The organism is Mesorhizobium silamurunense (genome assembly GCF_014843905.1).
GTDB lineage: Bacteria > Pseudomonadota > Alphaproteobacteria > Rhizobiales > Rhizobiaceae > Mesorhizobium > Mesorhizobium silamurunense.
Genome location: NZ_LPVS01000051.1, coordinates 13,638 through 32,447, shown reverse-complemented (window position 1 = coordinate 32,447; position 18,810 = coordinate 13,638). Strand labels below are relative to the sequence as shown.

Sequence of the window (18,810 nt, the reverse complement as noted above, 5' to 3'; positions counted from 1 at the left end):
AGGATAATCGACTGAAAATCCTAGAAAAAGCCTTTCCGCTGCCACCAACCGGCGCGCTTCGGCTTTTCTTCGACCTTGGCCTCATCGCTGACGTTGGACGAAACGACGGGGACGACCGGCGCGTCGATCGACTGGGGCTTGCGCCGCGTCGGGTGCGCATTGACGGGCGCCGCGGCCTCGGTCGGAGCAGAAGCAGCGACGACTGCCGGTTCCGGTTCGGCGGCCACGGGTTCAGCGGGAAGTTCCGCCGCCGGCTCGGGCGCTTTCTCGGAGACCGTTTCCTCGGCAGCCTTCTTTGATCGCGATGCACGGCGCGGCTTCTTCGGCTTCTCCGTCTCCGGAGCATCGTCATTGGCGGGCGAGGGCGCGGCCTGCCCTTCGGCTGTGGCGACCGGCGGCGCGCCTTCGGGAGCTTCGACGTCCACTTCATCGCCTTCGAAACCATCGCCGGCTTCGGCGGCGGTTTCGCCTTCCTCGCGGCGATTGCGCTTGCCGCCGCGCTTGCCGCGGCGGCGCTTCTTGCCCTGACCCTCTTCGGCCGCTTCCGCCTCGGCCGGCGCTTCGGCCGTCACCTCGGCTGTTGCTTCGCCTGACGTCGCGGCGGCATCCGCCGGCGCGGGGGCCGAAACGGCATCGCCATGGGCACCATGCTCGCGGTCGCGATCCTTGCCGCCGCGCCGCCGACGGCGCTTGCGGCGCTTTCGGCCTTCGCCGTCCTCGGACCGCTGCTGATGCTGTCCCTGCTGCGGGTGACGCGGCTGTTCGGCCTCGACCGATGCCTCTTCCTCCTCCTCGACGACGATCTCGTCCTCGGGCTCTTCCGGCTCGACATAGGTCGGCAGGCTGCGCACCTCGACGAAGCCTTCGGGCTTTTCCGCCACGGCGCCGCGGAAGATCGCGTAGTGCTGCGCGCCCAGCGTCTCGTCGGCTTCGAGCGTGATGGTCAGGCCGAACCGGGCCTCGAGCTCGACCAGATTGGCGCGTTTGTGGTTGAGCACATAGAGCGCCGTCGCCGCCGGCGTGCGCACGGTGATGTGGCTGCGCGAATCCTTGAGCAGGAATTCCTCGATCGCCCGCACCACCATCAACGCCACCGAAGAGTCGGAGCGCACATGGCCGGTGCCGCCGCAATGCGGGCAGGGCTTCATCGTCGATTCCAGCACGCTGGCGCGGATGCGCTGGCGCGACATCTCCATCAGGCCGAAATGCGAGATGCGGCCGACCTGGATGCGGGCACGGTCGTTCTTGAGGTGATCCTTCAGCCGCTTCTCGACGGAGCGGTTGTTACGGTTCTCCTCCATGTCGATGAAGTCGATGACGATCAGGCCGGCAAGGTCGCGCAGCCTCAACTGCCGGGCGACTTCCTCGGCGGCCTCCAGATTGGTGTGGAGCGCGGTGTCCTCGATCGAATGCTCTTTGGTGGAGCGGCCGGAGTTGACGTCGATCGAGACCAGCGCCTCGGTCTGGTTGATGATGATGTAGCCGCCGCTCTTCAGCGTCACCTGCGGCTGCAGCATGCGGTCGAGCTGCGCCTCGATGCCGTTGCGCACGAAGATCGGGGTGGTGTCGCGGAAAGGCTGCACCACCTTGGCATGGCTCGGCATCAGCATGCGCATGAAATCCTTGGCCTCGCGATAGCCGTCGTCGCCGGAGACCAGGATCTCGTCGATATCCTTGTTGTAAAGGTCGCGCACGGAGCGCTTGATCAGGCTGCCTTCCTCATAGACCAGGGCGGGGGCCGTGGACTGCAGCGTCAGGCTTCGGACGTTCTCCCAAAGCCGCATCAGATATTCGTAGTCGCGCTTGATCTCGGCCTTGGTGCGACTTTCGCCGGCGGTGCGCAGGATGACGCCCATGCCCTGCGGCACCTCGAGATCGGCGACGACCTCCTTCAGCCGCTTGCGGTCCTGGGCATTGGTGATCTTGCGCGAGATGCCGCCACCGCGCGCGGTGTTGGGCATCAGCACCGAGTAACGGCCGGCGAGCGACAGGTAGGTGGTCAGCGCCGCGCCCTTGTTGCCGCGCTCTTCCTTGACGACCTGGACCAGAAGGATCTGGCGGCGCTTGATGACCTCCTGGATCTTGTACTGGCGGCGGACCGGCTTGCGGCGGTTGCGGACCTCTTCCAGCGCATCCTCGGCGCCGACCGATTCGATCTCGTGCTCGTCCGAATGCGCGGACTGCACCTCTTCGAGCATGCCGCGATCACTGTCGCTCGGAGCGGCGTCGTCGGCCGGAGCGGCCCCGCTGGCGGGCTCGGCCTGCGATACCGCTTCCGAAATCACATCCGCATCGACACTGGCGGCCATCGAGGTGGGCCCGCCCTCGGAAGGCTTGTCATCCGCGTGCTTGGCGGCTTCACCTTCGGCGGTCTCGCTGCTGGCTTCGGGAGCCTTGTTTTCTTCTTCGGTGACCGCCTCGGTCACGGATTCGACGGTTTCGGACATCGCTTCGACGTTCTCCATCGAAGCATCGGCAGAGTCACCAGCGTCGTCCGCAGCCTCGCTGGAAGCCGCGATCTCTTCGAGGTTTTCGCTATTTTCCTCGGAGCCGGCAGCATCGGCGCCGCGCTTCTGCTCGGCGCGGTCGCGATTCTTGCCGCCACGGCGGCGGCTGCGGCGGCCGCCACGTTCGCGCGCCTGCTGCTCCTCGCCGGCCTCAGCCTCCTCGTCGTCTTCGTCCTCGGCCTCCTGCGCTTCGGCGCGCAGCAGGGCCTGACGGTCGGCGACCGGGATCTGGTAGTAGTCGGGATGAATTTCACTGAAGGCGAGAAAACCGTGACGGTTGCCGCCATATTCGACAAAGGCTGCCTGAAGGGAAGGTTCGACGCGGGTTACGCGGGCGAGATAGATGTTTCCTTTGAGCTGCTTCTTGTCCTGGGATTCAAAGTCGAATTCTTCGATGCGGTTACCGCGAACGACGACAACGCGTGTTTCCTCCGGGTGGGAGGCGTCTATCAGCATCTTGTTGGGCATTATTTCGTTTCCTCCCGGCAGCCATCAGCCGCAGCTGGCGAGGCAGGCCCCGCCGCTGTGTGCCTGGATTTGTGTGGATGCCGGATAATTGAATGTCCGCCGGCCGGAGCTTCAACGCGATGGTGGTGCCGCCCGCAGCCACGATGGCGCGGTTCGATGCGGACCTTTCCATGATTGCGCTTGAAGCCATCGGCAACCCAGCAGAACCTTTTGAACCAAAGCCCGGGCTTAGCCGGACCAGCTTGTTTGCTCACACAGAGCCGGCGCGGGACATCCCGGCCGTTTTCTTCACGCAAGCGATTCCCCGCCACGGGAGCACGCCTGCGAAATTCGTCGCGACCACCTGAGCCTTTTCGCCGGAAGCGAAAGGAACCGCCTTCACATCTGATCCCAAACAGGAAACTGCGGAGGCTAGCGGTTCCAGGATTGCAGTGATCCAATGTCGCTTTTATGATTTGGCGGGGTGGAAGGCAACCCCGATTTCGGATGCCGGCAAAAAGCGCTTCCGTTGGGGAAGATTACGCTCCACCCATCGCATGAAAAGGCTTGGTTAACCTTCTCTGGATACCAATCGTTAATCGAGTTGGCTGCCAGACAGGCCCTTCTACGAAATAGGTTGGCGCGAGGCGCCAAACCGGGAGCGACTGGAGTAGAGATGGGACTGGCAGGCACCGCAGGCAAGTGGCGTGGCGCCCCCGGGCATCTCCAGCTGATGGCAAGGGCCCTTTTAATGCTGGCGGTCCTGCTTGGCGTGACCGCCGCCTCGCGGGCCGACGGGCTGCTTGGCGCGACCGGCTACAAGATGGCCGGCGACGCCACCAAGATGCGGATTGTCGTGACCTTCGACCGCGAGCCGGACGTGAAGTGGTTCCTGCTGCGCGGCCCCAACCGCCTTGTGGTCGATCTGCCGCGCGCGCGATTCGCCCTCAACGCCAAGGATGTGAAGCCGCGCGGGCTGGTGCGCGCCATTCGCTACGGCGATCAGGGCAAGGGCTCGCGGCTGATCCTCACCGGCAAGGGGCCCTTTGCCGTCGACAAGCTCGACGTGCTGAAGAATGATGACGGCAGCGGCTATCGCATCGCCATCGACATGTCGGCTGCGTCGGAACGGGAATTCGACGAGGCTTTAGCCAACCAGTCGCTGACGACCGGCTCGACCGTTTCCACCGACAAGGGTGGCCGCGTCGGCACCGGGCCGGTCTCTGCGCCTGGACACCGCTTCACCGTCGTCATCGACCCCGGCCATGGCGGCGTCGACGGCGGCGCGGAGAGCACTGGCGGCACGGTCGAGAAGAACGTCACGCTCGCCTTCGCCACAGAATTGCGCGACAAGCTGGCCGCGGTCGGCAACTATGATGTGTACATGACGCGGGACAACGACACATACCTGCCGCTCGACGAGCGCGTGCGCATCGCCCGCCAGCACGAAGCCGATCTTTTGATCTCCATCCATGCCGATACCATCGCCGTCAAGGGCCTCCGCGGCGCCACCGTCTACACGCTCTCGGACAAGGCCTCCGATCCCGAGGCCCAGGCGCTCGCCGATCGCGAAAACCTGTCTGACCAGTTCGCTGGCATGAAGATCGAGGACGACAACAAGGAGGTCACCGACATCCTGATCGACCTGATCCGCCGCGAGACCCACGGTTTTTCGATGAGCTTTGCCCACACGCTGGTCGGCCAGCTGTCGACCAGCGTCGGGCTGATCAACAATCCGCAGCGCTCGGCGGGCTTCAAGGTGCTGAAGGCGCCTGACGTTCCCTCCGTGCTGGTCGAGCTTGGCTATCTCTCCAACAACAAGGACGAGGCGCAGCTGCTCAGCGCCGACTGGCGCGGCAAGGCGGCCCAGAGCATAACCAATGCCGTCGCCCTGTTTGCCGCGGCGAAAGCCGGAGCCAGGGCTGGTGGTTGACGGGAACTGCACCCGCCCACAACCTTGAGCCGTCCCACAACCACAAGCAGCGTTGCACGACGACAACACGTGGCGTTATTATTTGGCGGACCGAGTCCTGAAACTTCGCGCTGCCGTATTTTGTCCACATGGTCGCGACATGGGTTTTCCATTGCGGATTGGGACCGCCCCGTGAAGCTTGCGCGACTGTCGGCTTCGTTTAGGAAAATCCCGAACCTCGGACTGGAGCGGGCATGATTCGTCTCATCGGCTATTTCTTCGGCATCGGCACGACGCTGGCGCTGCTGGTCGCTGCGGGCCTTGCCATCTACATCAGCCATCTGACGAAGGACCTGCCCGACTACGAAGTTCTGGCCAAATATGAGCCGCCGGTGACGACGCGCATCCATGCCTCGGATGGCTCGCTGATGGCCGAATACGCCCGCGAGCGGCGCCTTTATCTGCCGATCCAGGCGATCCCGGACCGCGTCAAGGCCGCCTTCATGTCGGCCGAGGACAAGAACTTCTACAACCACCCCGGCATCGATATCACCGGCCTTGGCCGCGCCATCATCGTCAATCTGCAGAATTTCGGCTCCGGCAGGCGCCAGGTCGGTGCCTCGACGATCACGCAGCAAGTGGCGAAGAATTTCCTGCTGACCTCCGACCAGACCTATGAGCGCAAGATCAAGGAGATGATCCTGGCCTTCCGCATCGAGCAGGCCTATTCGAAGGACCGCATCCTCGAGCTCTATCTCAACGAGATTTTCTTCGGCTTCGGCGCTTATGGCGTCGCCGGCGCCGCGCTCACCTATTTCGACAAATCGGTCAACGAACTCACCGTCGCCGAAGCCGCTTACCTCGCTTCGCTGCCCAAGGGCCCCAACAACTATCATCCGTTCAAGCATGCCGACCGGGCGCTCGAGCGCCGCAACTGGGTCATCGACCAGATGGTCGAGAACGGCTACGTCACGCGCGAGGAAGGCGCCAAGGCCAAGGCCGAGCCGCTCGGCGTGAAACCGCGCCGTAACGGCTCCTATCTGTTCGCGGGCGAGTTTTTCACCGAGGAGGTGCGCCGCCAGATCATCGCCCGCTACGGCGAGAACGCGCTCTACGAGGGCGGCCTGTCGGTGCGCACGACGCTCGATCCGAAGATCCAGTTGATCGCCCGCAAGTCGATGCAGAACGGGCTGCTGAAATACGACATGCTGCGCGGCTATCGCGGACCGGTGACCCATATCGACATTTCCGGCGACTGGGGCGTTCCGCTCGGTGCTGTGAAGGGGCTGGAGGACGTGCCGGAATGGGCGCTGGCTGTCGTGCTCGACAGTTCTGCCGACGGCCTTACGATTGGCATTCAGCCGTCGCGCCAGGTCTCCGGCGACCTCGTCAAGGACCGCGTCGAGGGAACCGTCAGCAAGGACGACATGGGCTTCGCCATGCGCCATTTCGTCAACGGCAAGTCCGTCCGGGCGAAATCGCCGGCGGAAGTGCTTGAGCCCGGCGACGTCATCTTCGTGCAGAAGAACGACGGCTCCGACAATACCTACAGCCTGCGCCAGGCGCCCGAGGTCGAAGGCGGCCTAGTTGCCATGGACCCGCATACCGGCCGCGTGCTGGCCATGGTCGGCGGCTTCTCTTACGCGCAGTCGGAGTTCAACCGCGCCACGCAGGCGATGCGTCAGCCCGGCTCCTCGTTCAAGCCGATCGTCTATTCGGCGGCGCTCGACAACGGCTACACGCCGGCCTCCGTGATCATGGACGGCCCGATCACCATCCAGAGCGGCAACACGACCTGGACGCCGAAGAACTATGACGGCACGGTTGCAGGCCCGGCCACCTTGCGCTCGGGCATCGAGAAATCGCGCAATCTGATGACGGTGCGGCTCGCCAACGACATGGGCATGAAGCTGGTCGTGGAATATGCCGAACGCTTCGGCGTCTACGATCATCTTGCGCCGTACCTGCCGATGGCGCTGGGCTCCGGCGAGACGACGGTCATGCGCATGGTGTCGGCCTACTCGATCATGGCCAATGGCGGCAAATCGATCAAACCGTCGCTGATCGACCGCATCCAGGATCGCTACGGCAAGACCGTGTTCAAGCAGGACGAGCGCGGCTGCGAGGGCTGCAATGCCACCGAATGGAAGAACCAGCCCGAGCCGGAACTGGTCGACAATTCCGAGCAGGTGCTCGATCCGATGACCGCCTATCAGATCACCTCGATGATGGAGGGCGTGGTGCAGCGCGGCACCGGCGCCACCATCGCCGAGCTCGGCCGCCACATCGCCGGCAAGACCGGCACGACCAATGACGAGAAGGACGCCTGGTTCATCGGCTTCACGCCGAACCTCGTCGTCGGTCTTTACATGGGCTACGACACGCCGCGCGGCCTCGGCAAGGGCGCCACGGGTGGCGGCCTCGCCGCGCCGATCTTCAAGGACTTCATGCGCGTCGCGCTCGACGGCACGCCCAATGTCGACTTCCAGGTTCCGGAAGGCATGAAGCTGATCGCCATCAACCGCAAGACCGGTATGCGCGCGGCCGAGGGCGATCCCAACACCATCATCGAAGCGTTCAAGCCCGGCACCGGCCCGGCCGACAGCTATTGGGTCATCGGCATGGGCGCGGACGGCTCCAACGGTGCCGGCGGCGGGCTGTCGCCACAGGCCAATCAGGCCATCCAGGACGGCGGCGGCGGCCTTTACTGAGGTTTCCCAATTTCGAAATGGGCCGGCAAAATACCGCCGGCCCATTTCGCTTTACAGGCAGCGGTGCCGTGCCTATGTATCGCGCCGACTCCGAACAGAACGAGAAGAACAGGACAGAACGAAGACCCATGCGCGCGGAAACGCTCAACATTGTCGACGAGATCAGGCAGGCGATAACCCTGCTGAGGAGGCATCTTTGACTGGGATCAGGCCATCAAGCGGCTTGAATACCTGAACTCACGCGCCGAGGATTCCAGCCTCTGGAACGACCCTATCGAAGCCCAGAAGCTGATGCGGGAGCGCCAGGAGCTCGAAGACGGCATCGCCGCGGTCAAAGGGCTGACCCAGGCGCTGGAAGACAATATCGGCTTGATCGAACTCGGCGAGGAAGAGGGCGACGAGGGCGTCGTCGCGGAAGCCGAGGCGGCGCTGCGCTCGATGCAGGGCGAGGCAAAAGCCCGCCAGGTCGAGACGCTGCTGTCGGGCGAGGCCGACGCCAACGACACCTATCTCGAAATCCATGCCGGCGCCGGCGGTACCGAGAGCCAGGACTGGGCCTCGATGCTCTTGCGCATGTATACGCGTTGGGCCGAGCGCCGCCGCTTCAAGGTCGAGGTGCTGGAAGTCCACGATGGCGAAGAGGCCGGCATCAAGTCGGCCACCGTGCTGATCAAGGGGCACAACGCCTATGGCTGGCTGAAGACGGAATCCGGCGTCCACCGCCTGGTGCGCATTTCGCCCTATGACAGCAATGCGCGCCGCCACACCTCATTCGCCAGCGTCTGGGTCTATCCGGTCATCGACGATTCGATCGAGATCAACGTTTCCGAATCCGACGTGCGCATCGACACCTATCGTTCGTCCGGCTCGGGCGGCCAGCACGTCAATACGACCGACTCTGCGGTCCGCATCACCCATCTCGCGACCGGCATCGCGGTTGCCTGTCAGGCCGAACGCTCGCAGCACAAGAACCGCGCCAAGGCGTGGGAAATGCTGCGCTCTCGGCTCTACGAGGAAGAACTGAAGAAGCGCGAGGCCGTGGCGAACGCCACAGAGGCGTCGAAGAGCGACATCGGCTGGGGTCATCAGATCCGCTCCTATGTTCTGCAGCCTTATCAGCTGGTGAAGGACCTGCGCACCGGGGTCGAAAGCACCAGCCCGTCAAGCGTGCTCGACGGCGATCTCGACGAGTTCATGGAGGCCTCGCTGTCGCATCGCATCGAGGGCGGCGCGGGCGAGGCGGTTGCTGATCTGGACTAGAGCGTCCCAGGAGAAGCTGACCTTCTGGCGGGTGGCGCTAGCAGGGAGGAGACATTGGCAAATCCGGAAAAGGCCAGCGCTCGCACGCTTGCCGGAAAATGCTTCTGCGGCCAGGTCCGCTACGAGGTGGCCGATGAATTCGCTTACGCGGCGAATTGCCATTGCTCGAATTGCCGCCGCACCACGGGGTCGGCTTTCAAGCCCTTCGCCGGCATCGAGCGCGACAAGTTTCGCCTCACTGCCGGCGACGACAGGCTGCTGATCTATGGCGATGCCGGCGGCCACGACGCGCATTGCGGGCAATGCGGCTCGCTGCTCTATTCATTGGTGCGGGAGGGTACCTACGTCCATGTTGCCATGGGGACGTTGATGGACGATCCGAGCATTGGCCCAAATGCACATATCTTCGTCGGTTCCAAGGCGCCATGGTTCACGATTACGGACGATCTGCCGCAATATCGTGAACATGTCACCGGCTGAAGGCCGGAACTTCCGTCGGCAGAATTTCGTTCTTAGGCACCTTGGTCGCAGGGTTGTCGTTTAATTCTCGTTAACCAAGTCGGCGCACCCTTTTCTGTGGCCGATGCTGAACTCCGGTGCGATCCGAAGGGCGCGCCCACTTCTTGCGCCGGCCAAGGAATCAGCCCAGCATTCGGGCTGGGGGATAGAAGCATGTATGGCCGGACGCGGCACATCTGCGACTGACGATCCGGCCACTGGGAAGACACGTTCCGGGAACGGGCAAGCGGAAAAACGCTTGATGCTCGAAAGGAACGCTTCGATGTCTGCTGCCAAGTCAAGATCGGCCCGAGCCGTTCGCCCGGCCGGCCGACTCCTGTTTTCCCTGTTTGCAACGGTCGGGACGGTGATGTTGACCGCGACCGCCGTCGCGCACGACGCCAAACCTACGGCGGCGCTGCCGCAAGGCTGGAGCTATCCCTTTGCCTGCTGCGCCAACTACGATTGCAAGGAGGTGCCGCAGACGTCGATCGGCGAGCGGCCGGACGGCTACGTGATAAAAGGCACGGGCGAGGTGGTCGCCTACAGCGACAAGCGGGTCAAGAATTCCCCCGACGGCGAGTATCACTGGTGCGCGCACCAGGCCGGGCTCGATGCCGGCAAGACCATCTGCCTGTTCGTGCCGCCGCCGTCCTACTAGAGCCTGTCGCGAATCCATTAAAACGCGACACGCTTTCGGATTGCCGCGGACGGGCAGTGCCAAAAGCACGTGAGCACCTCGACCCACGGCAGCATTGCGCTGCCGCGCCTGCTGACAGACAGTTGTCAGGACCACTTCTTTATGTTGCCTTGCTGCTGGAAAAGTTCCGCAGCGGTTTTCCGCTGCGGAACTGCGCGGGGCGGGCGGCGGACAACGGAGAGGTGACGTCCATGACCATCAAGGGAAGCTGCCACTGCAAGGCCACGACTTTCGAAGTGTCCGAGGCGCCGCGGACGGTGACACAATGCACGTGCTCATTCTGCTCCAAGCGCGGGTCGCTCTGGACTTATTACGTCCCGTCGCAATTCAAGCTCACCAGCCCGCCTGAAAACGTCTCCTTCTACCGCTGGGGCTCGAAAACCATCAAGCATGGCTTCTGCGCCACTTGCGGCTGCGGCACGTTCACCGAAACGCCGGACTGGTCGACGGGTCAGCCCGACTTCGACAACCCGAAGATCAGCGTCAACTCCCGCCTGTTCGACGATTTCGACCTGGACAAGGTCGAAGTGGTGGTGATCGACGGCAAGAACCTCTGGTAGCACTTTGCCGTTCCGCTTTTTGCCGCAATTCATGTTACAAGGCATGCGGAAGGGCTGATTTGGCGCGGCTGCAATGGCCGCGATTTGGAGAGGGACCATCTTATGAAGAAGACCGTGCTCGTCGTCGTGGCGACGGCTGTGCTCGTGAGCGCCTGCACCACCACCGATCCGTATACCGGCGACCAGAAGATCTCCAATACCGCGGCCGGCGCCGGCCTTGGCGCACTGGCAGGTGCCAGCCTTGGTCTGCTGGCCGGCGGCAATGACCGCCGCAACGCGCTGATCGGCGCCGGCATCGGCGCGCTTGCCGGCGGCGCGATCGGCGCGACGATGGACCAGAACGAGGCTGAGCTCCGCCGCCAGTTGCAGGGCACAGGCGTAAGCGTCACCCGCAGCGGTGACCAGATCATCCTCAACATGCCGTCCGACATCACTTTCAACGTCGACCAGGACGCGGTGAAGCCGGGCTTCTACCCGGTGCTGAACTCGGTGGCGCTGGTGCTGAACAAGTTCCGCCAGACCACGGTCGACGTCTTCGGCCACACCGACTCGACCGGCGGCGCCGAGCACAATTTCGATTTGTCGCAGCGTCGCGCGCTGGCAGTCGCCAACTACCTCTCCGGCCAGGGCGTCGATTCCCGCCGCTTCGCGGTCACCGGCTTCGGCAAGACACGTCCGATCGCATCCAACGCGACGGCTCAGGGCCGTGCCCAGAACCGGCGCGTCGAGATCCAGCTGTCGCCGCTCACCTGAGAAAACCGCTTCCAGCGAAGCAACAAGCAAAACGGTCCCGCAAGGGGCCGTTTCTATTGGCGCGACCTCAAATTAATGCATGTCGCGCAAAGCGTGCAGCGGTTTTTGCGAAAACGACATGCATAAAGACCTAAAGCGCGTCGCCTGAATCCGTTTCAGCGCGACGCGCTTTAGGTCAAAAGTCTTAGACCATTAGCTTGCTCTAATTGATACTTTTCCAGAACCCTGGAAAGGACTAGCATCGAGGTTGTTCCAGAGGGATGAGGCGGTAACCGGCCGCGCAATCAACATTTTTCCGCCTCGGTCTTGCACGGCCAGATTAGAAATCTGGGAGGAATGCATGACAAGAACGGCTCGCCTTGGGCGCTGCGGCGCCCTCGTTTTGACTGGCCTCTTGGGCGCGTGGCTTGGCGCCGCCACGGCTCAGGCCGAGGACGCCAACAAGGCCGACATCGAAGCCTTGAAGAAATCGCTGGCCAAATATGAGGACTACACGGCCGCCGTGCGCGACCTCTATCTGTCGACCGTCGGTTGCGTCTACTACTCCGGCGAGAAGATAGCGGGCGCGATGGAATATCCGAAGGGCGCCATGGGCATCCATTTCGTCAATGTCCCAAGCGTCGGCCAGAAGCTCGACCCGATGAAACCCAACGTCTTGATCTATGAGCCGACCAAGAAGGGCTTGAAACTGGTCGGGGTGGAATGGCTGGTGCCGCTGACGCCGGACGTCAAGGAAGCGCCGAGCCTATTCGGCCAGAAATTCATGGGGCCGATGGAGGGGCATTATCCGCTCATCCCGAGGGAGTTCGTGCACTACGATCTTCACGCCTGGCTGTTCAGGGACAACCCGAACGGCATGTTCAGTCCGACGAACCCGAAGGTGAAATGCGACAAAGCCGATTTTCCGATGCTGGAAAAACCGACCAAGATGATGCCGGGACCGATGTAAGAGACAACGCTTGCCTGAACCCTTCAGGGTAAGCAGCAAAAAAAGCGGCCCCGCGCGGGGCCGCTTCGTCTCTGCCGACGCTGATATCGAAGATCAGACTTTTGCGACGATCCGCATGAATGCCGGCACATCGTCGCCGAAGCCGACAGTAGCGTCGTCCTCTTCATGGCGGTGGCGGGCAGGGCGGTTGTGGTCACGCGGAGGACGGGCACCGCCACGCTGCTCGTTGCGGTTGGCGGAACCCTTGTTGCGGTCATTTTCGGAGCGGATCGCGTCCTTGCGGGCGCGGCGCTCGGCAATGTCGGCAACCTCGGCGACCGGCGGCTCTTCGCGTGGCGTCTCCGGCGTCTCTTCCTCGCCATGCCTTGCCTGGCGGTCCGCGCCTTTCTTGCGCTCGCCCCGGCCCTTGCGGTCCTCGTCCTTGCGGCCAGCGCGGCGCGGCGCGCCGCGGCCACGGCGGGGCGCATCCTCGCCTTCGCTCTCGGTGACGGTCGACAGGTCACCGTCATGCCATTCGATCTTGGCGCCGATCAGCTTCTCGATGGCGTCGACATATTTCGTGTCGGAGCGGGTCGCTATGGTGAAGGATTTTCCGGAGCGGCCGGCCCGGCCGGTGCGGCCGATACGGTGGACATAATCCTCAGCATGGATCGGCACGTCGTAGTTGAAGACATGGCTGACGTCCGGAATGTCGAGGCCGCGGGCGGCGACATCCGAGGCGACGAGGTAGCGCAGCTTGCCGTCGCGGAAATTGGCGAGCATCTGCATGCGTGCGCGCTGGTCCATGTCGCCATGCAGCGCGCCGGCGTCGAAATCATGCTTCAGCAGCGAGCGGAAAAGCTCCGACACTTCGACCTTGCGGTTGCAGAAGATGATGGCGTTCTTCAGATCGGTGTCTTCCGCCTTGATCAGATTGCGCAGCGTCTCGCGCTTCTCCCACGGCTTGGAGCCTGACTTCACCAGGCGCTGCGTGATGTTAGTCGCGGTCGAAGCAGCCTTGGAGACCTCGACGCGCACCGGCGCATGCAGGAATTTTTCGGTGAGCTTGGTGATTTCCGGCGGCATGGTCGCCGAGAAGAACAGCGTCTGGCGCGTGAACGGGATCATCTCGCAGATGCGCTCGATATCGGGGATGAAACCCATGTCGAGCATGCGGTCGGCCTCGTCGATGACGAGGATCTCGACGCCGTTGAGCAAGAGCTTGCCGCGCTCGCGGTGGTCGAGCAGACGGCCCGGCGTGGCGATCAGCACATCGGCGCCGCGTTCCAGCTTCTTGTCCTGCTCCTCGAAGGAGACGCCGCCGATCAGCAGCGCGATGTTGAGCTTGTGGTTCTTGCCGTATTTGACGAAGTTCTCCTCGACCTGCGCGGCGAGCTCGCGCGTCGGCTCGAGGATCAGCGTGCGCGGCATGCGGGCGCGTGCACGGCCCTTTTCCAACCGGGTCAGCATCGGCAGCACGAAGGAGGCGGTCTTGCCGGTGCCTGTCTGGGCAATGCCCAGCACATCCTTGCCGAGCAGCGCATGCGGGATGGCGCCGGCCTGGATCGGGGTCGGCTTGGTGTAGCCGGCATCGGTGACTGCGGAGAGGACCTTCGGCGAGAGGCCGAGGTCTGTGAACGTCAACGCTTCTTGAGCGGTCTGGGTGTCTGCGGACAAGTGATGGCTGTCTTTGGCTGGTTCGGGAAAATCGCAACACGTGTTGCGGCAAGCGCCGCGCGCCTGCAAGATCGCGGTTGCAGTTAGGCGCAAGTCCGCGATTTGTCAACACAAACGGCCGGAAATCCGGCAATTGTGAAGACGTAAGCTTAATCGCGACGCTTAATCGGGGTTATTGTCCTTGCGCCGGCTCAATAGCGGAATTGCTCGGCAAGAATACGCTCGTTCCATGAATGATTGGGGTCGAACAGCAGCGTCGCCGTCGCGGTCGGCGATTCCCGCACCGTGACCGAGGCAATCGCCTTGACCTCGGTGTGGTCGGCGGCGGCGTTCACCGGGCGCTTTTCCGACTCCAATATGTCGAAGCGCACGGTCGCTTTGTTGGAGAGCAGCGCGCCGCGCCAGCGCCGGGGCCGGAAGGGGCTCACCGGCGTCAGCGCCAAAAGCGGCGCGTCGAGCGGAAGGATCGGCCCGTGCGCCGACAGATTATAGGCCGTCGAGCCGGCCGGCGTGGCGATCATCACGCCGTCGCAGTTCAGCTCCTCCAGCCGCACCTGCTCGTCGACGGTGATGCGGATTTTGGCCGTCTGATAGGACTGGCGCCAAAGCGCCACTTCGTTGATCGCGAGCGCTGAGATCGTTTCGCCCTCATGGGTCACCGCCTGCATCTCCAGCGGGCGGATCGTCTCGGATACCGCTCTCGAGATGCGCTCCTCGAGGCCGCCGGCGCGATATTCGTTCATCAGGAAGCCGATGGTGCCACGGTTCATCCCGTAGACCTTCTTGCCTGTGCTCATCGTGTCGCGCAGCGTCTGCAGCAGGAAGCCGTCGCCGCCGAGCGCGATGACGATCTCCGCCTCGGCAACAGGTATTTGCCCATAGCGCGCCGACAAGGTCTCCAACGCCGCGCGGGCGTCGTCGGTGTCGGAAGAGACGAAGGCGAAACGGCTGGTTTGTTTGCTCATGGGTCCCGAACGGCGACCGCTACCGCCTGCCGGGTCGCGCCGGCGACGGCGTAGCATGCGCCGCCCGCATCTGCAAAGGGCGGCGTGCCGTACCATGCGGCCAAGGAACGGCGCTCGCGCTTCGTGACAGCCGTGCAACGAATGTGATGGCCGCAATGGTTAAGACGGGGCTTAAACACTCGTAAAGCCGGATTGATCATGTTAGCCGGCAGTGGATGGGTTGGCGGGGGCTGGCCAGTCGAGAGACCTGTCTATTGCCGGTAACGCGTCTGATCATAGTCTTCCTGATGATGGGAAGTTTCGCCCTTATGTTCGCCGAACTCGTGCGTCATTCGGAAGAGATGAGCCAGCGGCCGCAGCCCACGGTCTCCCGCTGCGGCGATGCCGCCGGAACGCCTTGTCCGCAAAGGGCGCTTTAAGCCGATCCGGTCATCTCAGCGACTCGGCTGCAAGTGGCAGCCGGCCTTGCGCTTCTGCGTCAGATATTCGTCGATGAGCTGGCGGTAGCGCACCTTGCCGAAGCTCGGGAAATGGCCGCCATGCACAACCGACACGTCGATGTCGCGCATGGCAAGCAGCGTTTCCACGTAGTCGTTGATGTCGGAGTGGTAGACGTCGTCGATCAGCGGCCCGTCATAGACGATGTCGCCGGACAGCAGGATGCCGGTCTTCTTCTCGTAGAGCGCGATGCCGCCGGGTGAGTGACCAGGGGTGTGGATGATCTCGAAGGCACGATCGCCGAGATCAACCACGTCTCCATGCCCGAGCAGCCGATCGGCGGGCGCGGGCAGGACGCGGTAGCGCGCTGTTTCCCAGCCCGCAGGAATCCCGTCGAACATTTCCTCATTGGCGTAGCGGTCCGCGACCGTCCAGTCATTGCGCGGATCGGCGAGGATTTCGGCCTCGGCGCGGTGCACGCAGCGATCCGGAAATTCGTGATGGCAGCCGATGTGGTCGAAATGCGTGTGGCTGGCGACGCACAGGAGGGCGCGTTCCGTGACCAGCGGCACGTGGCGCCGCAGGCTGAAATGGCCGAGACCTGTATCGAACAAAAGATCGCGGTCGCGGCCCCGCACATGCCAGATGTTGCAGCGGAAGAACGGCTTTATCCATGGCTCGTGGATAAGCGTGACGTCCTCGCCCATGCGGATGGTCTCGTACCAATCCGGAGCCTCGATGACCGGAAGCGTGCTCATTGCTCAGTCCGCCAAGAGGATGATGTCGCAAGCGTTGCACGAAACCGGGATCGTGTCGCCCGCCTGAATGGTGGCCGAAGTGGGAGACTTGGCGATGAACTGCAGCGCGGGGTCTTGCGTTGAGGCGGCCAGCACGCGCTTGAAGCTACCTTGGAAGACGACGTCGCTGACCTTGGCCGTGCCCAGCGAGACATCGCCTTTGGCATCGCCGAGGACGAGGTGCTCGGGCCGGATGGCGAGCGCCAGAGCCGCGCCGGCCGGCGAGGTGCCGGGCAGCGAGATCGGGCCGAGCTTTGTGGTGACTGTGACGCGCCCATTCCGGGAATCGCTGGCCTTGCCGGCTAGGATCGTGCTCTCGCCCATGAAGGTGGCGGAGAAGCGTGTCTTCGGCCGTGCATAGACCCGCTCGGGCGGGCCTTCGTCCTCGATGCGCCCGTCATTCATCACCACGCAATGGTCGGCGAGCGCCATCGCTTCTTCCTGGTCATGGGTGACATGGACGAAGGCGGTGCCGACGCGCTTCTGAATTGCCTTCAGTTCGTCCTGCATCTGCCGGCGCAGTTTCAAGTCGAGCGCGCCGAGCGGCTCGTCGAGCAAAAGCACCGCCGGCTCGACGACCAGCGCGCGGGCGAGCGCCACGCGCTGCCGCTGGCCGCCGGAGAGCTGGTGTGGCTTCTTGTCGAAGGCGGCCGCCAGCCCGACCAAGGCGAGCGCCTCGCGTGCTTTCGTGGCTCGGCTCGCGCCGTCGACGCCCTGCATGCGCAGCCCGAAGCCGACATTGCTACCGACACTCATGTGCGGGAACAGCGCATAGTCCTGGAACACCGTCGTCGTCGGTCGCTTCGCCGGCGGCACCGAGGTGCAATCCTCGCCGCGGATGAACACCTTGCCTTCGCTGGGCGTGACGAAGCCGCCGAGGATGGAGAGCAGCGTCGTCTTGCCGGAGCCGGACGGCCCAAGCAGGATCGTGTAGCTGCCGGGCTCGATCGCCAGCGAGACGTTCTTCAGCACCGGATGCTGGCCGAAGCGGTGCGAAACGTTGCGGATGTCGACCAACGGCGCGCTCATGCCGGCTTTCTCCGCAGCAGGGTCAGTTCGAAAAACACCACCAGCACGATGGAGACGGCGAAGACCAGCGAGCCGACGGCGTTGGTCTTTGGATTGAGGCCGGAGCGCAGGAGATTCCAGATCTCCACCGGGAGTGTCGTCTCGAAACGGGTAAGCAGGAAGGAGATGACGAACTCATCCCAGGAGAAGGTCATCGACAGGAAGAAACCGGCGAAGATCGCCGGCGCCATCACCGGCACGGTTATCATGAGCAGTACCTTCCACTCGGCGGCGCCGAGGTCACGCGCGGCACGCTCGATGTTGATCTGGTGGTCGCCCATCTGGCTGTAGATGATGGCGAAGCAGAGCGGCAGGTTGATCACCACATGACCAATGCCGGCGGCCAGCAGTGACTTCGGCATGCCCGCCCAGTTGAACAACACCAAGAGCCCCATGCCGATGACGAGGTAGCTGACGGTGAGCGGCAGCGTAATCAGCCCGCGCAGCAGCGCCGAGCCCGGCAGCACGAAGCGCGCGAACCCCCAGGCCGAGAGGAAGCCGAGCGTGACGGAAGCAAGCGAGGACAGCACTGCCACCAGTAGCGAATTGACCAAGGCCGAGGTGAGCCGAGCATCGGAGAGCACCGCCTGGTACCAGCGCGGCGACGGGCCGGTGAAGGGCGGGATCGGGAAGGAGGTCGCCTGCAGCGAAAACAGCACCAGCACGACCACCGGCAGGAAGATGAAGCCGTAGACGGCGATCGCGTAGAGCCAGGCGGCGATGCGGACGACAGCGCGCATCGTCAGGCCCGCTCGATCTTCAGCCAGCGCGCGCAGGCGAGATAGGCGATGGTGACAACGGCCATCAGGATGATCGACAGCGCCGAAGCCAGCGGGAAATCGCCGCGCCGGCCGATCTGCATCATGACGAGCTGTGGCATGACGAGCTCATTGTTGCCGCCGAGGATCTGCGGCGTGATGTAGTCGCCGATGCAAAGCACGAAGGTGAGGAAGGCGCCGACCATGATGCCGGGTAGGGTGAGCGGCAGCACGACATGCAGGAAAGTGCGCACCGGTCCGGCGCCGAGATCGGCGGCGGCCTTGCGGTAGCTCGGGCTGAGCTGCTTGAGATTGGCGAAGATCGTCAGCGTTAGCAGCATGACGAAGAAATGCACGAAGCCGGTGACGGTGGCTAGCCGAGTATTGGCGAGCTGCAGCGGTTCGGCGGTCAGGCCGATGCCGGTGAGCGCGCGGTTGATGACGCCGTTCTGCGCCAGCACCAGCAGCCAGGAATAGGAGCGCACGACATAGGACGTCCAGAACGGCAGCACGGCCAGCATTAGCGCCAGCCGCTGCCAGCGCTCCGGGACCATCTCGGCCAGGATCCAGGCGAACGGGTAGGCGAGCAGGATCGAGATCACGGTGACGATCGTCGTCACCTCCAGCGAATTCACCATCGCCCGCCAATAGGACGCATCGGTGAAGAACTGGCTGTAATTGGCTAAAGTGAAGCGGCCGCCTTCATGCGCCGTCAGACTCGACAGCCCCATGGCGATGAAGGGCAGCACGAAGAAGAGCAATGTCCATGCCAGCGCCGGCGTGACCAGCGCCCAGGGCAGGGCACGCGAGTTGCCTCCGGAAACGCTCATC

16 protein-coding genes are annotated in these 18,810 nt (G+C 63.6%); 9 read left to right on the top strand and 7 right to left on the bottom strand.

What is annotated here, in order from left to right; translation table 11 throughout:
- Nucleotides 1–20: 20 nt before the first annotated feature.
- Nucleotides 21–2,975 carry an Rne/Rng family ribonuclease gene (locus AU465_RS14030; protein ID WP_192248206.1) on the bottom strand — a complete coding sequence of 985 codons (2,955 nt, stop codon included), beginning with the start codon at nt 2,973–2,975 and terminating at the stop codon, nt 21–23.
- Between the two features lie 92 nt (nt 2,976–3,067).
- Here AU465_RS14030 and AU465_RS14025 point away from each other — a divergent pair, with 92 nt between their 5' ends.
- From AU465_RS14025 to AU465_RS13985, 9 genes are all read left to right on the top strand, one after another.
- Nucleotides 3,068–3,322, top strand: coding sequence for a hypothetical protein (locus AU465_RS14025; RefSeq protein ID WP_192248203.1), 255 nt, complete (start codon nt 3,068–3,070; stop codon nt 3,320–3,322).
- Nucleotides 3,323–3,630: 308 nt separating this feature from the next.
- Nucleotides 3,631–4,887: an N-acetylmuramoyl-L-alanine amidase gene (locus AU465_RS14020; protein ID WP_192248200.1), complete on the top strand. Its 1,257-nt coding sequence runs from the start codon at nt 3,631–3,633 to the stop codon at nt 4,885–4,887.
- Nucleotides 4,888–5,120: 233 nt separating this feature from the next.
- Nucleotides 5,121–7,577 (top strand): penicillin-binding protein 1A, encoded by a 2,457-nt coding sequence (locus AU465_RS14015; protein WP_192248197.1) that lies wholly within the window; start codon nt 5,121–5,123, stop codon nt 7,575–7,577.
- A gap of 128 nt (nt 7,578–7,705) precedes the next feature.
- Nucleotides 7,706–8,837, top strand: a protein-coding gene (prfB, locus tag AU465_RS14010) for a peptide chain release factor 2 (RefSeq protein WP_192248194.1) whose coding sequence is annotated in 2 segments (ribosomal slippage) — nt 7,706–7,771 and nt 7,773–8,837 — 1,131 coding nt in all. Because the reading frame shifts where the segments join, the coding sequence is not laid out codon by codon here.
- 54 nt (nt 8,838–8,891) lie between these two features.
- On the top strand, nt 8,892–9,317 hold the full coding sequence (locus AU465_RS14005) for a GFA family protein (protein WP_192248192.1): 426 nt from the start codon (nt 8,892–8,894) through the stop codon (nt 9,315–9,317).
- A gap of 301 nt (nt 9,318–9,618) precedes the next feature.
- A complete protein-coding gene (locus AU465_RS14000; RefSeq protein ID WP_192248189.1) occupies nt 9,619–9,996 on the top strand; it encodes a hypothetical protein in 378 nt (125 codons plus the stop codon).
- 230 nt (nt 9,997–10,226) lie between these two features.
- Complete coding sequence (locus tag AU465_RS13995) at nt 10,227–10,595, top strand: GFA family protein (protein ID WP_192248186.1); 369 nt, start codon at nt 10,227–10,229, stop codon at nt 10,593–10,595.
- 102 nt (nt 10,596–10,697) lie between these two features.
- Nucleotides 10,698–11,348 (top strand): YiaD family glycine zipper/OmpA-like lipoprotein, encoded by a 651-nt coding sequence (locus AU465_RS13990; RefSeq protein WP_192248183.1) that lies wholly within the window; start codon nt 10,698–10,700, stop codon nt 11,346–11,348.
- A gap of 340 nt (nt 11,349–11,688) precedes the next feature.
- Nucleotides 11,689–12,297 carry a hypothetical protein gene (locus tag AU465_RS13985; protein WP_192248180.1) on the top strand — a complete coding sequence of 203 codons (609 nt, stop codon included), beginning with the start codon at nt 11,689–11,691 and terminating at the stop codon, nt 12,295–12,297.
- 93 nt (nt 12,298–12,390) lie between these two features.
- On the opposite strand, the gene AU465_RS13980 is transcribed toward AU465_RS13985, so the two are convergent.
- The 6 genes from AU465_RS13980 to AU465_RS13955 all read right to left on the bottom strand — a co-directional run bounded on the left by AU465_RS13980 (nt 12,391) and on the right by AU465_RS13955 (nt 18,809).
- Nucleotides 12,391–13,953 (bottom strand): DEAD/DEAH box helicase, encoded by a 1,563-nt coding sequence (locus AU465_RS13980; protein ID WP_192248177.1) that lies wholly within the window; start codon nt 13,951–13,953, stop codon nt 12,391–12,393.
- Nucleotides 13,954–14,144: 191 nt separating this feature from the next.
- On the bottom strand, nt 14,145–14,918 hold the full coding sequence (locus tag AU465_RS13975) for an NAD kinase (protein ID WP_192248175.1): 774 nt from the start codon (nt 14,916–14,918) through the stop codon (nt 14,145–14,147).
- Nucleotides 14,919–15,352: 434 nt separating this feature from the next.
- Entirely contained in the window at nt 15,353–16,114 is a 762-nt protein-coding gene (locus tag AU465_RS13970; RefSeq protein ID WP_192248172.1) for an MBL fold metallo-hydrolase, read from the bottom strand.
- A 3-nt stretch (nt 16,115–16,117) separates the two neighbouring features.
- Nucleotides 16,118–17,182 carry an ABC transporter ATP-binding protein gene (locus tag AU465_RS13965; RefSeq protein ID WP_192248169.1) on the bottom strand — a complete coding sequence of 355 codons (1,065 nt, stop codon included), beginning with the start codon at nt 17,180–17,182 and terminating at the stop codon, nt 16,118–16,120.
- Nucleotides 17,179–17,961 (bottom strand): ABC transporter permease, encoded by a 783-nt coding sequence (locus AU465_RS13960; protein ID WP_192248166.1) that lies wholly within the window; start codon nt 17,959–17,961, stop codon nt 17,179–17,181. Before AU465_RS13960 ends, AU465_RS13965 begins: the two co-directional genes overlap by 4 nt.
- Before the next feature lie 2 nt (nt 17,962–17,963).
- A complete protein-coding gene (locus AU465_RS13955) occupies nt 17,964–18,809 on the bottom strand; it encodes an ABC transporter permease (protein WP_192248163.1) in 846 nt (281 codons plus the stop codon).
- Between the last annotated feature and the right edge of the window lies 1 nt (nt 18,810).

Excerpts from the sequence above, each read along its gene's own strand:
- AU465_RS13975 (WP_192248175.1), bottom strand. The coding sequence starts at position 14,918 with ATGAGCAAACAAACCAGCCGTTTCGCCTTCGTCTCTTCCGACACCGAC.
- AU465_RS13965 (WP_192248169.1), bottom strand. The coding sequence starts at position 17,182 with ATGAGCGCGCCGTTGGTCGACATCCGCAACGTTTCGCACCGCTTCGGC.
- AU465_RS13995 (WP_192248186.1), top strand. The coding sequence starts at position 10,227 with ATGACCATCAAGGGAAGCTGCCACTGCAAGGCCACGACTTTCGAAGTG.
- AU465_RS14000 (WP_192248189.1), top strand. The coding sequence starts at position 9,619 with ATGTCTGCTGCCAAGTCAAGATCGGCCCGAGCCGTTCGCCCGGCCGGC.
- AU465_RS13960 (WP_192248166.1), bottom strand. The coding sequence starts at position 17,961 with ATGCGCGCTGTCGTCCGCATCGCCGCCTGGCTCTACGCGATCGCCGTC.
- AU465_RS14030 (WP_192248206.1), bottom strand. The coding sequence starts at position 2,975 with ATGCCCAACAAGATGCTGATAGACGCCTCCCACCCGGAGGAAACACGC.
- AU465_RS13955 (WP_192248163.1), bottom strand. The coding sequence starts at position 18,809 with ATGAGCGTTTCCGGAGGCAACTCGCGTGCCCTGCCCTGGGCGCTGGTC.
- AU465_RS14015 (WP_192248197.1), top strand. The coding sequence starts at position 5,121 with ATGATTCGTCTCATCGGCTATTTCTTCGGCATCGGCACGACGCTGGCG.
- AU465_RS13985 (WP_192248180.1), top strand. The coding sequence starts at position 11,689 with ATGACAAGAACGGCTCGCCTTGGGCGCTGCGGCGCCCTCGTTTTGACT.
- AU465_RS14020 (WP_192248200.1), top strand. The coding sequence starts at position 3,631 with ATGGGACTGGCAGGCACCGCAGGCAAGTGGCGTGGCGCCCCCGGGCAT.
- AU465_RS13990 (WP_192248183.1), top strand. The coding sequence starts at position 10,698 with ATGAAGAAGACCGTGCTCGTCGTCGTGGCGACGGCTGTGCTCGTGAGC.
- AU465_RS13970 (WP_192248172.1), bottom strand. The coding sequence starts at position 16,114 with ATGAGCACGCTTCCGGTCATCGAGGCTCCGGATTGGTACGAGACCATC.
- AU465_RS14025 (WP_192248203.1), top strand. The coding sequence starts at position 3,068 with ATGTCCGCCGGCCGGAGCTTCAACGCGATGGTGGTGCCGCCCGCAGCC.